Raw genomic sequence first — 18,265 nt, forward strand, 5'->3', positions numbered from 1 at the left:
GCCGTGCGTCATCGCCGCCGCTGACGGCACGGGCCTGGGCGATCAGGCGCTGGCAGTGTGCCAGGTACCAGGTGTTGCCAAAGGTGCCGGTGGTGACGCTGAGCGCGATGGTGATGACCAGCGACACGCCTTCGGGCACATCCAGCATGGTCTCCACCACGCTGATCAGCAGCAGCAGGCCGACCCACATTGCCGCCAGGCGGTACATTTTGCGGTACATCATCCAGATCGGGCCGAGCAGGAAGGCCGGCCAGTGCCAGGTGCCACTGCCCGTGGCAATGCCCTGATCCAGCCGCCAGCGCTGGCGATAGATCGGGAAGTTGCCGCCGACCACGCTGGCGTACAAGGCCCTCTCGCCCTCCAGCCCCGCAGCCGCAGCCCTGTCCGGTACAGCGACCGGCGCACGATAGGGATCGGACGGATCGCCGACATTCGGCGCAATGCCCTCAACTGCAGGGGCTGCGTCGATATCCGGGGCCGGACCCACCTCGATGGGGGTGGAAGCCTGCTCCAGTTCGGCCAACGGCCGCCATGAGGGCATGCCTTCGCACCAGAGCAGGGTGCGCGCCGTAACCGTCCCTTCCCGCTGCAGCTGGCGAAGACCGGCCAGATCGACCGGCCCACTGCTCTGCCTGCCATTGGCGTACCACCATTGTGCTTCCTGCATGTTTTCCGTCCCTGCTACCTGCCTCGACAAACTGGAACCGCTGCCAGCGCCTACAGCGCGGTACTGCCCAGGGTCTGCACCAGTTGATGGCGCGCACCCGCCGCAAGCGTAATCTGCTCTGGCCCGGCGTTGGCCACTTCCAGGCACACGTAATCGTGCCAACCGTCGCCGACATCGGCCATCTTCGCCGCTGCCTCCATGCCGGGGTTCCAGGCCACCAGGGTCTGGCTGCCTTCGCTGCGGATCTCGATCCGCCGCTGCAGGACGGGATCGCGAAGCACGTAGTGGCCGCCGGCACCGGTATAGATGCGGTCGCTGCGCCCCGGATCGCGCGGGTCACGCAGTGACCAGGGCCCCTGCTGCTGGCGCAGCTGCGCGCCGTCCTCGTACTTGTCCAGGTACTGCAGGCCGTCGAGGCCATCGACCTCGACACAAGTGGCATCGCCGACCCGGAAGTAGCTGTGCAGGGCCTGGGTGAAGGTCACCGGCGAGGTTCCGGTGTTCTCGGTGACGAGCTGCTGGCGCAGCTGGCGGCCGATGCGCAGCTGCATCTGCAGGCGCAGGCCGGGATCGGCGCAGGGCGCAGGTGCCAACTGCAGCTCGACCTCGCCACCATCGCTCTGGGTGGCCTGAAGAAGCTCCCAGCGCGCGGTACGTACCAGGCCATGCGCCGGTACATCGGCACTCTGGCCCTGGCGGCCGAACCACGGCCAGCACACCGGGACGCCACCGCGGATGGGCGTGGGCAGCTCGGCGCGCGTGGGCGAAAGCCAGAACAGATCGGGCTGCCCATCGGGAATGAACGACAGCAGCTGGCCACCAAACACACTCACGACCGCTGTGGCATTGGCGGTTCGCACCTGCCAGGCCTCCAGGCCGTGATACAGGCCGGTGCTGATGTCCGGATTCGACTGCATGCGATGACGCTCCTTGAAGACCGCGGCGATGATGTCGCGGTCAACGTGCCGCCGGCAAGGCATTCTGCCCAGCGGGTGCGATGGCGGCCGCCTCTTCCTGCAGCGTGCGCAGGATGCGCTGGCCTGCGCGGCCGTCCACCTCGCTCCAGCCCAGGCGCTGCTGCTCGGCCTGGATCGCGCGACGCGTGGCGGTACCGATCATGCCGTCGGCGGCACCGATGTCGTGGCCGCGGGCCAGCAGCAGGGTCTGCAGCTGGCGACGCTCATCGCGGCCCAGGCCTGGATCGTCGGTCGGCCAGGCGGTAGCCAGCCCGTTGCCGCCGCGCAGCTGGTCGGCAAGCGTCGCGATCGCCAGCGCATAGCTTTCGGCAGCGTTGTAGCTGTAGATCGCGTCGTAGTTGCGGAACACCAGCAACGCAGGGCCCTTGTTGCCGGCCGGCAGCAGCAGGGCGGCGCGCGCATCCGCCGGCAGGTTGGCCGGAGCCAACGCGCTGCCATCCAGCGCGGTCACGCCCTGCGCGCGCCAATCGGCCAGGGCACGACGCTGGGTGCGGCCGGCCTGGCTGGCGTTGAAGCCGGCGGGCACATGCACCTCCATGCCCCATGGTTCGCCACTGCGCCAACCGGCACGCTTGAGGTAGTTGGCGGTGGAGGCCAGTGCATCGGGAATGCTGCCGACCAGATCGCGGCGGCCATCGCCATCACCGTCCACGGCGATGCGTGCATAGGTGCTGGGCATGAACTGGGTGTGCCCGAAGGCACCGGCCCAGGAGCCGGTGAGCCCCTGTGCCTGCAGGTCGCCGCGGTCGATCAGCTTGAGCAGCGCCAGCAGCTCACCGCGGAAGAAAGGTTGGCGGCGGCCGGCGCACGACAGCGTGGCCAATGACTGCAGCAGCGGGCGCTTGCCGAACACGCGGCCGTAGTCGCTCTCCACGCCCCAGACCGCGACGATGGTGGCCGGATCGACGCCATACTGGGCCGACACGCGATCGAGCAGGTCGCGGTGCTGCTGCAGCAGGGCGCGACCATCAGCCACGCGCTGGCGATCGACCAGCGCGGCCAGGTAGTCCCAGATCGGCGTGGTGAATTCGGGCTGTGCATCGAGCAGGCCGAGCACGCTGGGGTCCGGGGTGAGCCCGGCGGTGATCTCGTTGAAGCGGTCAGCGCCGATGCCCTGGGTCGCGGCGGTGGCCTGCAGGCCCGCCAAGCAGCGGCTGAACGCCGGATCGGTGCTGGCGGCGGAAGCCGCAGGCAGCGCCGGGGTCGACACAAGGGCGGCCGCCAGGCCGAGCGTGGTCAGAACAGGCATGGCGTCCTCCGTGTTGCCGTTGCACGGCCATCTTAGGGGCAGCGGTGCTGCCGAACCTGAAGGGGCACCGGCTGGCCACCACCTCAGGCGCGGCGCAGCAGGCGCAGGCCATAGGCGGGGCTTTCGGCATCCCATCGCTGCGCCACCTGCAGGCCCGCCTGCCGCAACAGCGCGTCGAAGCTGTCCTCGGTGTACTTGTGGCTGTACTCGACGCGAATGGGTTCACCGGCGGCGAAGTGGAAAATGCGGCCATCCAGGTGGACGTCCTGTGCCCGCTGGCTGACCAGATCGGTCTCGATGCGCAACCGCGCGGTGCTGTAGCGTGCACGATGACGGAAGCCATCGAGATCGAAGTCGCTGCCGATCTCGCGGTTCAGGCGGGCCAGCAGGTTGAGGGTGAATGCGGCGGTGACGCCCTGCGCATCGTTGTAGGCCGCCTCGATCAACGCCGGGTCCTTGTGCAGGTCGATGCCGACCAGGGCCAGGCCATCATGCCCCATGGTCTGGCGCATCGCGCGCAGCAGCGCGACCGCGTCCTCGCCTTCAAAGTTGCCCAGCGTGGAACCCGGGAAGAACAGCAGCCGTCGCGCGGGTTCGCGTTCGGGCATGGGTACGGCGACGGGACGGGTAAAGTCGGCACAGACCGGCAGCATCTCCACCTCGGGCAGCGCCGGGGCCAGATGGTCGATGCTGGACAGCAGCGCGGCACGTGAGATTTCAATCGGCGTGTAGGCCACCGGGTCGTGCAGGGCGGCCAGCAGCAACGCGGTCTTGCGGCCACTGCCGCTGCCCAGTTCCACAACGTGCAGGTGCGGCCCGACGCTTCGGGCGATGTCCGGCAGTACCCGTGAAAGCAGGGCCAGCTCGGTGCGCGTGGGGTAGTACTCTGGCGTATGCGTGATCTGCTCGAACAGGCGCGAGCCGCGTGCATCGTAGAAGTACTTGGACGGCAGCTGGCGGGGCGTGCGCAACAGCCCGGCCACCACGTCGGCAAGGATCTGCTGGCGGCCGGGAGTGAGATCGGTCAGCGCCTGCAGCGCGTCCTGCACCGTACTCATGCGAGATCCCTGGCCAGGCGCAGCCCGGAGAACTGCCAACGTGCCGGGGGCATGAAGAAGTTACGGTAGCTGGCACGCACGTGGCCACGCGGCGTGGCGCAGCTGCCACCGCGCAGCACCCATTGCCCGCACATGAACTTGCCGTTGTACTCACCGAGGTTGCCGGCGAAAGGGCGAAAGCCCGGATAGGCGCCATACGCGCTGTGGGTCCATTCCCATACGTCGCCGAACAGCTGCCGCAGCCCACTGCCCTGCCCCGCCCGAGGGTGCAGCTGATCGTCGTCGGCAAAATGGCCACGCAGGGGCTGCGTCGCAGCGGCGGCTTCCCACTCGAACTCGCTGGGCAGGCGCGCACCCGCCCAGCGGGCGCAGGCATCAGCCTCGTAATAGCTGAGGTGGCAGACCGGCGCATGCGGGTCCAGTTCTCGCCAACCGCCGAGGGTGTACTCGCGCTGCAGGGCATCGTCCCAGTACAGCGGGTGCTGCCAGCCCTCGGCTTCGCGCAACGCCCAGCCTTCGCTGAGCCACCAGCGCGGCTCGCGGTAGCCGCCAGCCTCGATGAAGGCGAGGTACTCGCCATTGCTGACGGGACGCTCTGCCAGTGCGTGTGCGGGGAGCAGCACGCGATGCGCCGGCGATTCGTTGTCGTAGGCGAAGGCGGCGTGCTGCGGCCAGGCTGCGGCGCCAATGGTGACGATGCGTTCGGGTGATTCGGTCCAGCCCTGCGCACTGGCAGCGCTGGGGGCAGGCTGCAGGTCCTCGCGGTAGGCCGGCTGCAACGGATTGCACCAGAACGCATGCTTGATGTCGGTCAACAGCAGTTCCTGGTGCTGCTGTTCGTGCTGCAGCCCCAACTGCAGGTGGTGCAGCGCCTGCGCGTCGAGGTCACCCGCCGCCAGCCGTGACTGCACCTGCATGTCGACCTGCTGGCGGTAGTCGCGCACCTGCTGCAGCGAGGGCCGCGACAACAGGCCGCGTTGCGGCCGCGCGTGCGCCGGACCGATGCTTTTGTAGTAGCTGTTGAAAAGATAGTCCCAGGCTGGGTCATGCGCCGGCGCACTGGCGAATCCCGCCAGCACGAAGCGTTCGAAGAACCAGGTGGTATGGGCCAGGTGCCACTTGCTGGGACTGGCGTCGGCCATGCTCTGCAGCATGGCGTCCTCTGCACTGAGCGGTGCGGCCAACTGCAGGCTGCGGGCACGCACATGTGCGAAGTGGTGGGCGAGGTCGTGCTGCGGGGCAGCGACGGCGGTGGGTACGCTGTCCATGCCTACAGCATCGGCGCAGTGCGGTGAGTGCGACGTCATGGCGGCACACTGCCCCATTCACATGGTTGCGGGCATACCTTTTCAGAATGCGCGTGTTCAAGAAGCGGGTGAGGACGCCGCTAACGGCAGTGTTGCGGCCGCATCGTCACCGCACTGGACTTCCTGCGTGCCCCTGCATCCACTCCGCCAGCCTGCGCATTACCTGTTCGTGCTGCCCGCCGTGCTGGTCGTCCTGGTGCTGTGGATGGCACTGGGCACCGAGGATGTGGCCAGCCCGGCCCAACGCATCCTGCCCTGGCTGCTGGCCTGCCTCGGCGCGGGCCTGGCCCTGCTCTACCACCAGATACGCACGTTGTGCCTGCTGCTGGTCGTGGCGGTGGTGTTCGCCCTGCTGCACCGGGACGTCGGCGGCTACCTGCGCAGCGGCCATGTCGACGCCTTGACTCCGTTGCGCTTCCACGCAATCTCGGCCTGGGTGCCGCTGCTGTTTGCCGGGCTGGCACTGTGGCCGGAACGCGGACGCCGACGCCAGGACCTGCTGCTGCGCAGCGTGGTCTGCGGCGCGGCCCTGGTGATCTTCCTGCTGCTTGCGGCACAACAGCCGCAGGGCATGCACGATCTGCTGTCGAGCCGTCACTGGGCCTGGATTCCCGCCGACTGGAATGCGCTGGCGCAGCTGCCGGCGTTGCTGTTCCTGCTGGCGACCGCAGCGCTGGGCTGGCGGGCGTGGCGGCATCCGCGGCCACTGCACACGGCGATGCTGCTGGCCCTGCTGTGCCTGTGGTGGATGCTGCCGCGGATCTTCCTGCAGCCGGTACTGCTGCCGGCGCTGAGCAGCGCCGCCCTGCTGTTGATGCTGGGCGCGATGCTTCAGGAATCCTTCCACATGGCCTTCTGCGATGAGCTGACCGGCCTGCCCGGGCGACGGGCGTTCAACGAGACCCTGCAGCGAGCGCGCGGCACCTACAGCATCGCGATGGTGGACGTTGACCACTTCAAGTCGTTCAACGACACCCACGGCCACGATACCGGCGATGACGTGCTGCGCCTGGTGGGGTCGCGGCTGGCGCGTGTCGGCTACGGTGGCCGAGCGTTCCGCTATGGCGGCGAGGAATTCGCAGTGGTGTTCCTCGACCGCCCGGCGGCGACCTGCATCGAGGCCGTCGAAGCACTGCGGCAGAGCATCGAGGACACCCGCATGCAGCTGCGCGACCGCAGCACCCGCAGCCGTGACGACGAAGCCGGCCGTCAGCAGCGCGGACGCGGCGGCACCGGCCAGGTGGTGCAGGTGACGGTCAGCATCGGGCTGGCCGACAGCCGCGTGGATCCGCGACCGACGGCAGTGCTCAAGGCCGCCGACCAGGCGCTGTACATGGCCAAGGACGGAGGTCGCAACCAGGTCCGCGCGCACGGCGGCCAGCGCCTGCTGGCTGCATCCAGTGCGTAGGGCTCAGACCGCGTCGAGGTAATACCAGCGGCCGTCGATGCACCGGAATCGGCTGTGCTCGGTCATTCTCACCGCGCTGCCGCCGCCGATGCGGTAGCGCGCGGTGAAGCGCACTTCAGCACTGTCTGCGCCGGTGACCGTGTGGTCGTGCACGGTCAGGCCCAGCCAATGGGTGCGCTGGCCTGGTGCGTCGTCCAGCGACAGCTCGGCCGGACGCGTGTCCGGGTGCCAGGTGTGGCGCAGGTAGCCGGCCAGGCCTCTCACATAGGCGCTGTAACGCGAACGCATCAGGCGCTCGGCATCGGGCGCGGCCTCGCCGGCATGGAAACGGCCACAGCAGACCGGATAATCGGCGGGAAGGCCACAGGGGCAGGGATCGGCGGATTTTCGGCTCATGCCGGCATTGTCGCCGGGTTGCAGTAATTGATCCACGCGCGGCGGCAGTCGCCCGGATCAGGACAGGCGTATGCTGTCGCGCCCCCACATTGATTGATCGCCGTGCTGGAACTGGTTCCCCCTGAGTTGTGGTGGCTGGTGGTGATCGCCTTCATCGCCGGTCTTGTGGATGCTGCCGTGGGCGGCGGCGGCCTGGTACAGCTGCCCGGCCTGTTCACGGTGCTGCCACAGCAGACGCCGGCGATGCTGTTTGGTACCAACAAGTTCAGTTCGATGTTCGGTACCGGTGCGGCTGCCTGGCGCTATGCGCGCAATGTGCGCTTCCCGTGGAAGCCGGTGCTGTTCGCGGCCGGCACCGCTTTCATCTTTTCCTTTGCCGGGGCCACGGCCGTCAGCCTGTTGCCGAAGGATGCTGTACGGCCGCTGGTGCTGGTGCTGCTGGTCGCGATGCTGGCCTACACGCTGTGGAAGAAGGACTTCGGCGCGTTGCACCGGCCGCAGGAGATCGGCCGCCGCGAACTGGTGATCGCGCTGGCGATCGGTGCGGCGATCGGCTTCTACGACGGCTTCTTCGGGCCAGGCACCGGCAGTTTCCTGATCTTCCTGTTCGTGCGCTTCTTCGGGCTGGATTTCCTGCGCGCGTCAGCGGCGTCGAAGGTCGTGAACCTGGCGACCAACGTGGCAGCGATCTCGTTCTTCGTGCCGACCGGCAACATCCTGTGGCTGTTCGCGCTGCCAATGGCCGCAGCCAACATCATCGGTTCGGTGGTGGGCACGCGCCTGGCACTGAAGGGCGGCACGCCGTTCATCCGCAAGCTGTTCGTGGGGCTGGTGGTGGTGCTGATCGCGCGGATGGCGTGGGATACGTTCCGCGCTGCGTGAATGCGCGTCATGACCCGGTAGGTGCCAACCTTGGTTGGCACGCCGTTTTCGGTCGCAAAGAGCAGCCGAGCATGGCTCGGGTCTACGGAATGCCTGGGCGCGGAGTGTTGCCGGCCAGCGGCCGGCACTACCGGATCATGAACCCCGCCCCTGGGTAGTGCCGGCCGCTGGCCGGCATTCCCCTTCAATCGGCCGGGTCAGGCCTCGGCTTCTTCCGGTTCGTTGGCCTGCTGGCGGCTGCGCTCCGGCAGCTTCAGGCGCTTGCCCTCTTCGTCGTACTCGATCAGCAGTACGCCGGAGTCGTGGCGGCCGCTGATTTCGACGAAGCAGGCGCCACCGATGAACGGCTCCAGCGTCATCACCGACTTCAGCGGGGTGGCGACCACCATCTGGAAGCCGAAGTTGTCGAAGATGTTCATCGCCAGCGCGGTGAACTCGTTGTCGGCCTTGTCGAAGGCCTCGTCGAGCACGACCGCCGCGTAACTGGGCAGCTGGCTGTCAGCGCCGCCGAGCTGGTAGCGCAGCGCAGCCGCCAGGCAGGTAGTGGCCAGCTTCTGACGCTGGCCACCGGACTTGCCGGCGCCGCTGCGGTAGATCTCGACCTGCTGGCGCGTTTCCGCATCCAGCTCGACGCCGATGAACTCCACGTGCATGCGCACGTCCAGCACCAGCTCGCGCCAGCGCTTGTCCTCGCCTTCCTGCGAGCCGAGGCGGTTGACCAGCTGGCGCAGCACGGTGAACTGCGACTCGGCCAGCTCGCGCTGCTCGGTCTGCTGCTGCGACAGCACCTCGCGCAGCTGCAGGTGGAACTCAGCGACCTCCGGCAGGCGGCGGTCGCTCAGTTCGATGGTCAGCAGCGTGCCACGGTTGAACGGCACCTGCTCCAGGCTGGCGTTCACCTCGTCCAGGCGCTGGCCGATCGACTTGCGGGCCTCTGCGCTGTGGCGCTGCAGGGCCAGCAGGTTGTTCTTGCTCTGGTTCTGCAGCAGGTCGAAGAAGCGCTCTTCGTGCTGTGGCAGGCCGTCGCGTTCCAGCCGTTCGAGGCGTGCGAGGAAGTCCTCGGCCGAGGCCACCGACACGGTGAAGTCGCCCGACTCCTCTGGCCACTGCTGGATGAAGCGACGGAAGCAGCCGATCAGCTGGTTCTCGATGCGGTTGAGGTCCTGCTGCGAGGACGACAACTGCTCGTTCAGCGCGTTGCTGACCTGGCGCATGTGCGCTTCGAGCGTTTCCAGGCTGAGCGGCCCCTGTTCCTGCAGGCGCTCGGCGAGGCCGGCTTCCTGCTCCTGGGCCAGGCTCGGCAGCACCAGTGCGCGGCTCTGCTGGCGTGCGCGGTCAAGGCGATCACGTTCCTTGACCAGCTGGCCGCGCTCGACGCGGACGTCTTCATAGGTGCGGCGGGACTGCTCGATGTCGGCGCGCACGGCGTCGATCTGCTTGGCCAGCTTGGCGAGATCGGCGTTGCCTTCACGCAGGTCGCGCAGGGTGGCTTCGATATCGCTCAGGCGCTGCTGCGGAGCGGCGATGTCGATCTCGTTCCAGCTGATGCTGACCAGCTCGTGGCAGGCCAGGCGGCGTTCGTTGTCGCGGTCACGCTGCCCGCGCAGGCGCGCGATGTCGGTCTCGCAGCTGGCGATGCGCTTGGCCAGTTCCTGTGCTTCGCGCTCGAAGGCGCCCACCTTGTCGTGGTTGTTGAAGCCGAGGATCCAGCGACGGCGGTCGCCCACCGCACTGCGGTCGTCCTTCTCGAAACGGTCGCCGGGATGCTTGACCTGGCCTTCGCGGGTGATGCCGCGGTCGACGTTGCGCAGCTGCTTGGCATCCACGCATTCGTAGTCGAAGCGCTTGCCCAGCTCGCGGCGCAGCCAGCTTTCGAACACATGCTCGCGCAGTTCAAGCTTGTGCAGCAGCGACTTCGCCGACGGCTCACGGGCGAATGCATCATCGTTGCGGCGCACGCGGTAGTAGGTGAAGCGCATGCCAAGGTGGGTACGGTTCACCCATTCGGCGACGTCGTTGTAATGCTTGTCATCGACCAGCAGCGACAGCGCGAAGCCACCCAGCACGCGCTCGATGGCACCCTGCCAGCCCTGCTCTTCCGAGCGGACCTGGATCAGTTCGCCGACGAAGGGCAGTGCCGCCTCGGCGATGCCGGTTTCCTCGGCCAGGCGCGCGCGCAGCTTCTGCATCGGCGCCGGGATGTTGGAGGGCGTGCGCTGCATCGCTTCGAGTTCGGCACGGACCTCGCCGAAGCGGCGCTCGTCATCGCGCTTGCCGCCCAGGCGGTCACTGATCGCGTCGTCCAGTGCCGAGGAGGCACGCTGGCGGTCCTGCAGCTCGTTCTGTGCGCGCTCGACCAGTTCGGCGAAGCCATGGGCGTCGTCCGGCAGTTCGGCCCCCAGCTGCTGCGCCGCCTGGCGTGCCTGCTCGCGCTTGGCCTGACGGCGATCGCGCTCAGCTTCGGCACGACCCTGCTCGCGTTCCAGTTCCTCGATGCGCTCACCGCCCTGCTGGCGGCGCTGCAGCTCCAGTTCGGCCAGGCGCTCGGTGTGGTTGTCGAGCGCGGCACGGCGCTGGGCTTCTTCGCCAAGCAGGCCGCGGTCACGCACGTCCATCTCGCGCAGGCGCGCTTCGATCAGCGCCTGGCGCCGGCTTTCGCGGAAGCTGTCGACACCCAGCTTCAGCGCTTCGTCGTCGCCACGACGGCGGTGCATTTCCTTCAGGTCGTTGTAGTAGGCGCGGGCCGGCAACAGGGTTTCCACCTGGCGGCGGGCGGTGACCACCGCCTGGTGCGCGCCATCAAGCTCGGCGAAGTCGCTGACCAGGCGCTCGGCGGCGTCGAAGGTCTTCGGCGTGTCGAGCATGAAGTCGCGCAGGAAGACGTTGAGGTCGCCCAGGTTCTTCGCCGACTGCGTCTTGTGCAGCAGGCGCAGCGCCATCTCGTTGTCGATGCCGAGCAGGTCGCGGAAGCGCTCGGCGTAGCCGGAGAAGGTGTCGAAGTGGTGCAGGTCGGGCAGCTTCTGCTTCAGCTTGCGCAGGTCCAGGTCGAAACCGCCGAGGTCCTTGGCGATGTCGAACGGGCGCTCGGCGATCATGTAGTGCTTGCGCACATCGCCGGCCGAGGTGCCATTGCCGGAGATCCACAGCAGGCGCACCAGGCTGACCACGCGGCCATCGCCGGCGCGGTATTCCAGCACCAGTGCGGTCCAGGTCGCGCCCTTGCGCAGGTACTGGGTGGCGATTTCGCCGGTGCCGCTGTCCTGCTGGTCGGCCCACGCGCCGCGCACGTAGGACACCAGGTTGCGGTCGCGGCCACTGCGCTCGGCTTCACGTGCAGCGGCGTTGAAGTCGACGATGGCCGGTGGCGTCAGCAGCGCGGACATGGCATCGAGCAGGGTCGACTTGCCCGAGCCGGAGCGGCCGACGAACAGGAAGCCGCGTTCGGCGATCGGTACTTCGGTCAGGCCGTTGAAGGTGCCCCAGTTGTGCACCTGCAGGCGGCGCATGCGGAACTGCTGCAGGCGCGGGTCCGGCAGGCCTTCGTTGAACAGGGCGGGAGTGTGCTTGGAGATAGCCATGCGATGGTCGGGTCTCTCAGGCCTCGGCGGCCGGGGTTTCACGCAACTGGCGGTAGACCGCCGAAAGCTGGGACACGTCTTCGGCGGAGAACAGCAGCTTCAGCGCCGGCGAGACTTCGTGGCGGTCTTCCTGGCCGCTGAGGCGGGTCAGGATGTGGTTGTCCTTCATCTTCTGCACCGCCGATGCGACGCGACGGTTGAAGCCGGCGCGGTCGGTGGACAGGTTCTTTTCGTAGATGGCCAGCGCTTCGGCCATCTCGGCGTCGGCGACCACCGCGCGGTTGCCGCGCGCATCGGCCTCGGCCAGCTGCTGGCGCAGGTACAGCAGCAGCACCGAGTCGATGAAGGTCAGCGGGGAGGTGCGCAGCAGCACCGGCGCATCGACGTCTTCGGTATCGGCCTGGCGGGTGAACGCCACGCCACTGTCGCGGTCGAGCACCAGTTCCAGGAACAGGTCGGCCAGCGATGAGCGGATGGCCGCCTCGCTGCGGATCAGCGCCGGCCACAGCTTGGCGTGGCGCAGCTGGTCGATGCTGGGGCCGATCAGCAGCTGGCACAGCGCACGGCGCGCATCCAGCGGCAGGCGCCCGGTATCGCCGAGGTAGTACACGTCGTTGCCACGGCGGGGCTGCGCCACGGCCGCCACCGGCTCGGCCTCGTAGGCGTCTTCCGCCATGTCGGCCTGCGGTGCGTCGATGGGATCTTCATGCCAGCTCATGGCGTCTCTCCTGGGTGAACCAAACCAGCGGGATGCGGGCGCGACGGATCTGGCCGTCGCCACCACGCCATTGCGCAAGCTCCTGCTCGCCGGCGACCACGTTGCCGAAGCGCGTGCCCAGCGACAGGTAGCCGATGACGCTGCCAAGACCCTGCGGCGCTTCGCGCTGCGACAGGGCCTGGGCGATGCTGAGACGCGGCTGTGCATCGAGCAGGTCGTGCAGGTCGCGGCGCAGGGTGCGGAAATCGATTTCGGACGAGGCGACCAGATCGCCGACGCTTTCCAGGCTGATCGCGGCTGCGTCGTTGTATTCGACGTTGCCATCGACCTGGGCGCTGCGCGGATCGTGCAGTTTCCATTGCGACCACGAGCGCAGGCGGCTGGTGGTCAGCTGCAGGTCGCGGCCGATGCCGCGTTGTGCGGGGAACTCGTCGCGCAGAGCGAGCGCTTCGGACTGCGCCTGCTTGAGCAGCTGGTTGAGGCGACGCTGTTCCAGGTAGCCACGGCTCTGCACGAAGCCGCGCAGGCTGCGCGCGAAGTTCTGCAGCACATCGTGCACCTGGCCACCGCGCTCGAGCATGGTGCTGGTGAAACCGCGCAGGAAGTTGCGTTCGTTGCGGTCCAGGCGGCGGGCGAAGCCGCGCGCCAGCACCGCTTCCAGTGCGGCATCGAGCTGGGCGCTCTGCTCGGCGTCGTTGAGCAGGCGCCAGAAGGCCTGGAAGCTGCGCCCGGCGTCACTTTCGCCGATCACGTCCACGCCTTCGAACAGCTGCGACAGCACATCGCCGCGCTCGCCCTCGTCGTCGATGATGCGTTCGCGGAACTCGCGGTTGAGCTGCTCGAAGTCGTCGCGCACGCGGCGGAAGTCCTCGGTCAGCTCGTCGGCCAGGCCGATGATCTGGCGCGCACGTTCCAGCGCGCGCTTGCCGTCCAGCGCGATCACACGGCCGGCGCCGACACGGGCAATCTCGGCGTCGATCCGGTCGCGCTCGTCGCGCAGCGCCGACAGGCGGGCGTCCGGATCGGATTCGGTCTGCGCGGCCAGCTGCGAGAGCTGCTCGATGACCAGCGCCAGGCGGCTTTCGGTGGCGGCCACACGGGCCTGCTCGAGGCCGTCGGCGAATCGGATCGCCTGCAGTGCCGCGGTCGACAGCTCGTACTGCTCCTGGTCGGCACCGTCGGGCAGGCGGCGTTCCAGCCAGCCCTGGGCCAGCCAGTGTGCGATATAGGCCTGCGCGGTACGCGGCAGCTCGCGCGACAGTTCGTCGCCGTTGAGCTGATCCAGCGCACGCTGCAGGCGCTCGTTGAGCACCGACGACGGCAGCGTGCGCTCGCCGTCCATCAGCAGCCCCTGCAGCAGGCCGATGATTTCCGGGGCGTGGTCGGCGGCAAGCAGCTTCCACTGGGGCTGTTCGCGCAGATGGCGGTAACGGGAGATGCGTTCGCGGTGCTTCATGCAGCGAAAGGAGTCATGAGGGCTGGCGGGGACGAGCAGCCGCCCGCGGCGGCCGCGCGGGCAGCCGTGGGCATGCCGGCCCGCAGAGGCCGGCGGAGTGCGGTCAAGCGGCTCAGCGCTTGCCGCCCACTTCGATGAAGCGCAGGAACTCGGCGCGGGTACGCGCGTCGTCGCGGAAGCTGCCCAGCATCTTGGAGGTGACCATGCTGACGCCGCGCTTGTGGATGCCGCGGGTGGTCATGCATTCGTGGGCGCCCTCGACGACCACGCCGACGCCGATCGGCTGCAGCACATCCTGGATGCACTGGGCGATCTGCGCGGTCATCTTCTCCTGCACCTGGAAACGGCGGGCGTAGGCTTCGACGACGCGGGCCAGCTTGCTGATGCCCACCACCTTGCCGGCCGGCAGGTAGCCGACATGCACGCGGCCGATGATCGGCGCCATGTGGTGTTCGCAGTGGCTTTCGTACTCGATGTCGCGCAGGACGATGAGTTCGTCATAGCCGGCCACTTCCTCGAAGGTGCGCTCCATGTAGGCGCGCGGGTCATCGCGGTAACCGCTGAACCAGTCGCCATAGGCTTCGGCGACACGGCGGGGGGTATCCAGCAGGCCTTCGCGGGACGGGTCCTCACCGGCCCAGCGCAGCAGGGTGCGCACGGCATCCTCGGCCTGGTCCTGGGTCACGTCGCCCTGCGGGGCGGCCTTTTCGTTGTTCTTGCTCATTGCGTACAGCGTCCCGAACGGGGGGCGAGCATCGTACCCGACCGGGGGGTGGGTCGTCCTGTTGGTCGGGTTCATCGGGGGTCGCTTGCGGCGCCTCATGGTTGCTGAGCGAGAGGGGGAGGGGCAGGCCAGGCAGGACACGCCGCAAGTACGTCCCTGTAGGCTCGGCCACGGCATCCATGCCGTGGACGGTCCTGCCCGGCCTGCCCCTCCACCTCTCCGACAATTTCCTGCTGGCGCGGCCGGACCGCCCGAAAGCGGGGTCAAAAGCTTGGGTTCATGGCTTCGGAAGAGCCGCGCGACTTCGCGACTGCTGTGGTGGGTGCGGACCGTTGGTCCGCACAGCTTTGGCTGCTGCTCCTGCCTTCAAAGAGCCAACCCACCGCGCCCGCGGGGTGATGGGGGGGAAGCGGGGGCCGGGCGGGGCAGGACCGTCCGCGGCATGGATGCCGCGGCCGAGCCCCCAAGGGTGAGGGCGCTTTGCTTGCGAGGCATGCCTCGCAAGCGCCCGAACGCACAGCCGCCAGCGGCTGGGCCGGACCCCGGAGGGGGGTTTACGGCGTGTCCTGCCCCGTCCGGCCCCCGCTGCCCCACCCGACACCAGGCAGGCGCAACGCTTTCCTCAACACACCCACCCATTCAGAAAAACCTATTGATAGGAATGAAATTAGTAGTATCCTATCTATCTCTTATGGACCGCCCCCTCGACGAGCGCACCGTGCTGCAGATGCAGCTCAGCTCCGGCCTGCTTTATGCAGGGCGGCAGTGGCAGCGCCTGGCCGACAGCCGGCTCGGCAGCTATGGCATCTCCACCGCCTGCACCATGCCGTTGCTGATGATCGGCCGCTCCGGCGGTGGCATCCGCCAGGTGGCGCTGGCCCAGCAGCTGGGCATGGAGGGTCCTTCCCTGGTACGCCTGCTGGACAAGCTGTGTGCCAGTGGCCTGGTCCGCCGCGAGAGCGACGCCAGCGACCGCCGCGCCAACCTGTTGTGGCTGACCGACGAGGGCCATGCGCTGGTCAGCGAGCTGGAAGATCAGTTGATCGGCCTGCGCCAGGACGTGTTCGGCGAGCTTTCCATGGATGAACTGCACGCCGTGCTGAAGGCATGGCGCCTGCTGGCCGAGGCCGCCGACCGCATCACGTAAGAGCGCTGCCCCCGAACACCGCCGCTGCCGTGCACACGCCAGCGGCTTTTGCCCGTTGCTGTTGTTTCGTTGTCCCTCCCTCCCCCACCTCGTCCCCGCCCCCTACCGATGCCCGGTGAATTCAGTCTCCACGGAGTGTTCGTCCCGACCCTGCTTGGGTTGATGGTGTTGGCCTATCTGGTCAACAGCGGCCTGCACGTGCTGCTGCAGCGTGCCGGCGCCTACCGCCATGTATGGCACCCGGCGCTGTTCAACCTGGCGCTGTACGGGATCGTGCTTGGCCTGCTGTTCCACCTCCTGCGTTGGATGCAATCGTGAACAAGATCGTGAAGAAGACCCTGCCGGTGCTGCTCACCAGCGCAGCCGTGATCGTCGCCCTGCTGGTGCTGCGCCAGCTGTGGGTCTACTACATGGATGAACCCTGGACCCGCGACGCCCACGTCGGCGCCGACGTGGTGCAGGTGGCGCCGGACGTGTCCGGGCTGGTGGAAACGGTGAACGTGGCCGACAACCAGGCGGTGAAGAAGGGCGACCTGCTGTTCGTCGTCGATCGCGCCCGCTACCGCATCGCGCTGGAGCAGGCCAAGGCCAGCCTGGCCGAACGCCAGGCCTCGGTGGCACAGCTGCGCCGCGAGATCGGCCGCGACCGCAGCCTGCAGGACCTGGTCGCCGCCGAGGATGCCGAAGTGCGCCGCGCCAAGCTGCAGGCCGCACAGGCGGCGCTGGCCACCGCACAGGCCGCGGTCGACCTGGCCGAGCTCAACCTGGGCCGCACCGAGGTGCGCGCGCCGGCCGATGGCCGCGTCAACGACCGCACGATGCGCGTGGGCGACTACGTGGTGGCCGGCAAGCCGGTGCTGGCGTTGCTGGATACCGGCTCGTTCCGCATTGATGGCTATTTCGAGGAAACCCGACTGCGCGGCGTGGCGCCGGGGCAGCGCGTGGACATCCGCCTGATGGGCGAATCGGCACCGCTGCACGGCCATGTCGAGAGCATTGCCGCCGGTATCGAGGACCGCTACCGCAGCAACGGCAGCACCCTGCTGCCGAACGTGACCCCGGCCTTCGACTGGGTGCGGCTGGCGCAGCGCATCCCGGTGCGCATCGCCATCGACGAAGTGCCCAAGGGCGTTGAGTTGATTGCCGGCCGTACCGCCACGGTGACCGTGGACACCGGCCGCCATCCGCACAACGACAAGGCCGGCACTTCGCCGACACAGGCGGGCCTGTGAACGCCGCCCTGCCCCGTCTCGGCCTGATCGTCGCACTGGCCAGCCTGGCCGCGTGCAGAACCGTCGGCCCGGACTATGCACTGCCGGAAGGCTCGGCGTTCAAGCGCCCGGAGGCCAATGCGGCCTTCATCGATACGCAGAACCCGCAGGTGGCTGCCAACCAGGCGCTGCCCGACCGCTGGTGGTCGCTGTACAACGACCCGGTGCTGGACGGGCTGATCACCCAGGCACTGCGTGACAACGTGGAACTGAAGGCCGCCGATGCGCACCTGCGCCGCGCCGCCGCCGTGTACGAACAGGCGCTGGACGCGGGCGGATTCGAGTACGAGGCCGAGGCCGGCGTCAGCCGCGCGCAGCTGTCGGCCGAATCGTTCCTGCAGGAGCACGAGCTGCCGGTGATCAACCTGGCCGATGGCAAGTTCGCGGTCAGCTACCAGTTCGACCTGTTCGGCAAGCTCAAGCGCGGCGCCGAGGCAGCGCGTGCCGACGAGCAGTCCGTCGCTGCGGCGCGCGACCTGGCCCAGGTCAGCGTGGTCGCACAGGTGGCCGACAGCTACCTGGAAATCTGCCACGCCAACCACGAGCTGCACGTGGCCGAGCATTCGCTGCAGCTGCAGCAGCGCAGCCGCAGCGTCATCGAGCGCCTGATCGCGGCCGGCCGCGGCACGCCGCCGGAACTGGCCCGCGCCAATGCGCAGGTGGCACTGCTGGAGGCGGCACTGCCGCCGCTGCGCGCGCAGCGTTCGGCCGCGGCCTATTCGCTGGCCGCACTGCTGGGCCAGACCCCAGGCCAGTTGCCGGCCGGCGTGATCGACTGCGCGCACGCGCCCAGCCTGGCGCAGCCGCTGCCGGTCGGTGATGGCCGTGCGCTGCTGCAGCGCCGCCCGGACGTGCGCCAGGCCGAACGCAAGCTGGCCTCGGCCACCGCGCGGATTGGCGTGGCCACCGCCGAGCTGTATCCGGACATCCGTCTGGGTGCCTCGGTGGGTGCCGCCGGCCTGCTGGAAGACTTCGGCACGCCGATGACCCAGCAGTGGTCGATCGGCCCGCTGATCTCGTGGACACTGCCCTCCTCGGGCACGCATGCCCGCATCCACGCCGCCGAAGCCGGTGCCGACGCGGCCCTGGCCGAGTTGGACCACACCGTGCTGCAGGCACTGCGCGAGACCCAGACTGCGCTGGAACGCTATGCGCAGGACCTGCGCCGACTGCAGTCGCTGCGCGTGGCGCAGGAGCAGGCCGCGCTGGCCGCCGAGCAGAACCGCCGGCTGTACCAGGGCGGCCGCACACCCTACCTGTCCAGCCTGGATGCCGACCGCAGCCTGGCCACCAGCGACGCCACCCTGGCCGCCGCCGAAGCACAGGTCTCGCGCGACCAGATCCACCTGTTCCTGGTGCTGGGTGGCGGCTGGCAGGCATCGGTTGCCCCGGCTGTGCCGTCCACCGCACAGGCCTCGGCGAAGTAA

The 18,265-nt window shown here is 68.5% G+C and carries 16 protein-coding genes (1 of these 16 only partly in view); 6 read left to right on the forward strand and 10 right to left on the reverse strand.

The window, feature by feature from the left end; all coding sequences use genetic code 11:
- From ACUDTM_RS12410 to egtB, 5 genes are all read right to left on the reverse strand, one after another.
- On the reverse strand, positions 1 to 667 hold the 5' portion of the coding sequence (locus ACUDTM_RS12410) for a DUF2628 domain-containing protein (protein ID WP_227837724.1). 107 nt of this gene lie to the left of the window's left edge; only the first 667 of its 774 coding nucleotides appear in the window; it begins with the start codon at positions 665 to 667; its stop codon lies beyond the left edge, outside the window.
- Positions 668 to 717: 50 nt separating this feature from the next.
- A complete protein-coding gene (locus tag ACUDTM_RS12415; RefSeq protein WP_334272070.1) occupies positions 718 to 1,584 on the reverse strand; it encodes a D-hexose-6-phosphate mutarotase in 867 nt (288 codons plus the stop codon).
- A gap of 40 nt (positions 1,585 to 1,624) precedes the next feature.
- Positions 1,625 to 2,893, reverse strand: a complete 1,269-nt coding sequence (locus ACUDTM_RS12420; RefSeq protein ID WP_353080531.1) for a lytic murein transglycosylase — start codon at positions 2,891 to 2,893, stop codon at positions 1,625 to 1,627.
- Positions 2,894 to 2,976: 83 nt separating this feature from the next.
- Entirely contained in the window at positions 2,977 to 3,951 is a 975-nt protein-coding gene (gene egtD, locus ACUDTM_RS12425; protein ID WP_072168745.1) for an L-histidine N(alpha)-methyltransferase, read from the reverse strand.
- A complete protein-coding gene (egtB, locus tag ACUDTM_RS12430; protein WP_353080532.1) occupies positions 3,948 to 5,219 on the reverse strand; it encodes an ergothioneine biosynthesis protein EgtB in 1,272 nt (423 codons plus the stop codon). Before egtB ends, egtD begins: the two co-directional genes overlap by 4 nt.
- A gap of 166 nt (positions 5,220 to 5,385) precedes the next feature.
- On the opposite strand from egtB, the gene ACUDTM_RS12435 reads away from it, so the two are divergent.
- The gene (locus tag ACUDTM_RS12435; protein ID WP_353080533.1) at positions 5,386 to 6,666 is read left to right on the forward strand and encodes a GGDEF domain-containing protein; all 1,281 of its coding nucleotides are present in this window, start codon (positions 5,386 to 5,388) and stop codon (positions 6,664 to 6,666) included.
- Between the two features lie 3 nt (positions 6,667 to 6,669).
- Here ACUDTM_RS12435 and ACUDTM_RS12440 read toward each other — a convergent pair whose 3' ends face one another.
- Positions 6,670 to 7,062 carry a YchJ family metal-binding protein gene (locus ACUDTM_RS12440; protein ID WP_072168748.1) on the reverse strand — a complete coding sequence of 131 codons (393 nt, stop codon included), beginning with the start codon at positions 7,060 to 7,062 and terminating at the stop codon, positions 6,670 to 6,672.
- Positions 7,063 to 7,164: 102 nt separating this feature from the next.
- Here ACUDTM_RS12440 and ACUDTM_RS12445 point away from each other — a divergent pair, with 102 nt between their 5' ends.
- Positions 7,165 to 7,944, forward strand: a complete 780-nt coding sequence (locus tag ACUDTM_RS12445) for a sulfite exporter TauE/SafE family protein (protein ID WP_005411690.1) — start codon at positions 7,165 to 7,167, stop codon at positions 7,942 to 7,944.
- A gap of 197 nt (positions 7,945 to 8,141) precedes the next feature.
- Here the strand turns inward: ACUDTM_RS12445 and ACUDTM_RS12450 are convergent, their stop codons facing one another.
- The 4 genes from ACUDTM_RS12450 to folE form a co-directional block, all read right to left on the reverse strand.
- Entirely contained in the window at positions 8,142 to 11,522 is a 3,381-nt protein-coding gene (locus tag ACUDTM_RS12450; RefSeq protein WP_053496750.1) for an ATP-binding protein, read from the reverse strand.
- A 16-nt stretch (positions 11,523 to 11,538) separates the two neighbouring features.
- Positions 11,539 to 12,240, reverse strand: coding sequence for a DUF4194 domain-containing protein (locus ACUDTM_RS12455; RefSeq protein WP_134709590.1), 702 nt, complete (start codon positions 12,238 to 12,240; stop codon positions 11,539 to 11,541).
- A complete protein-coding gene (locus ACUDTM_RS12460) occupies positions 12,227 to 13,696 on the reverse strand; it encodes a DUF3375 domain-containing protein (protein ID WP_072168749.1) in 1,470 nt (489 codons plus the stop codon). Before ACUDTM_RS12460 ends, ACUDTM_RS12455 begins: the two co-directional genes overlap by 14 nt.
- 112 nt (positions 13,697 to 13,808) lie before the next feature.
- Complete coding sequence (folE, locus tag ACUDTM_RS12465) at positions 13,809 to 14,420, reverse strand: GTP cyclohydrolase I FolE (protein ID WP_004141296.1); 612 nt, start codon at positions 14,418 to 14,420, stop codon at positions 13,809 to 13,811.
- 691 nt (positions 14,421 to 15,111) lie between these two features.
- On the opposite strand from folE, the gene ACUDTM_RS12470 reads away from it, so the two are divergent.
- From ACUDTM_RS12470 to ACUDTM_RS12485, 4 genes are all read left to right on the forward strand, one after another.
- Entirely contained in the window at positions 15,112 to 15,567 is a 456-nt protein-coding gene (locus tag ACUDTM_RS12470; RefSeq protein WP_005421298.1) for a MarR family winged helix-turn-helix transcriptional regulator, read from the forward strand.
- A gap of 108 nt (positions 15,568 to 15,675) precedes the next feature.
- Positions 15,676 to 15,885, forward strand: coding sequence for a DUF1656 domain-containing protein (locus ACUDTM_RS12475; RefSeq protein ID WP_072168750.1), 210 nt, complete (start codon positions 15,676 to 15,678; stop codon positions 15,883 to 15,885).
- Complete coding sequence (locus ACUDTM_RS12480; protein WP_072168751.1) at positions 15,882 to 16,799, forward strand: efflux RND transporter periplasmic adaptor subunit; 918 nt, start codon at positions 15,882 to 15,884, stop codon at positions 16,797 to 16,799. Before ACUDTM_RS12475 ends, ACUDTM_RS12480 begins: the two co-directional genes overlap by 4 nt.
- On the forward strand, positions 16,796 to 18,265 hold the full coding sequence (locus ACUDTM_RS12485; protein ID WP_445391345.1) for an efflux transporter outer membrane subunit: 1,470 nt from the start codon (positions 16,796 to 16,798) through the stop codon (positions 18,263 to 18,265). The genes ACUDTM_RS12480 and ACUDTM_RS12485 overlap by 4 nt, the downstream gene beginning before the upstream one ends.

The organism is Stenotrophomonas maltophilia group sp. vghtpe118 (assembly GCF_052605195.1).

Coding starts and splice junctions, on each gene's coding strand:
- ACUDTM_RS12415 (WP_334272070.1), bottom strand. CDS start 1,584: ATGCAGTCGAATCCGGACATCAGCACCGGCCTGTATCACGGCCTGGAG.
- ACUDTM_RS12420 (WP_353080531.1), bottom strand. CDS start 2,893: ATGCCTGTTCTGACCACGCTCGGCCTGGCGGCCGCCCTTGTGTCGACC.
- egtD (WP_072168745.1), bottom strand. CDS start 3,951: ATGAGTACGGTGCAGGACGCGCTGCAGGCGCTGACCGATCTCACTCCC.
- egtB (WP_353080532.1), bottom strand. CDS start 5,219: ATGGACAGCGTACCCACCGCCGTCGCTGCCCCGCAGCACGACCTCGCC.
- ACUDTM_RS12440 (WP_072168748.1), bottom strand. CDS start 7,062: ATGAGCCGAAAATCCGCCGATCCCTGCCCCTGTGGCCTTCCCGCCGAT.
- ACUDTM_RS12450 (WP_053496750.1), bottom strand. CDS start 11,522: ATGGCTATCTCCAAGCACACTCCCGCCCTGTTCAACGAAGGCCTGCCG.
- ACUDTM_RS12455 (WP_134709590.1), bottom strand. CDS start 12,240: ATGAGCTGGCATGAAGATCCCATCGACGCACCGCAGGCCGACATGGCG.
- ACUDTM_RS12460 (WP_072168749.1), bottom strand. CDS start 13,696: ATGAAGCACCGCGAACGCATCTCCCGTTACCGCCATCTGCGCGAACAG.
- folE (WP_004141296.1), bottom strand. CDS start 14,420: ATGAGCAAGAACAACGAAAAGGCCGCCCCGCAGGGCGACGTGACCCAG.
- ACUDTM_RS12470 (WP_005421298.1), top strand. CDS start 15,112: ATGGACCGCCCCCTCGACGAGCGCACCGTGCTGCAGATGCAGCTCAGC.
- ACUDTM_RS12475 (WP_072168750.1), top strand. CDS start 15,676: ATGCCCGGTGAATTCAGTCTCCACGGAGTGTTCGTCCCGACCCTGCTT.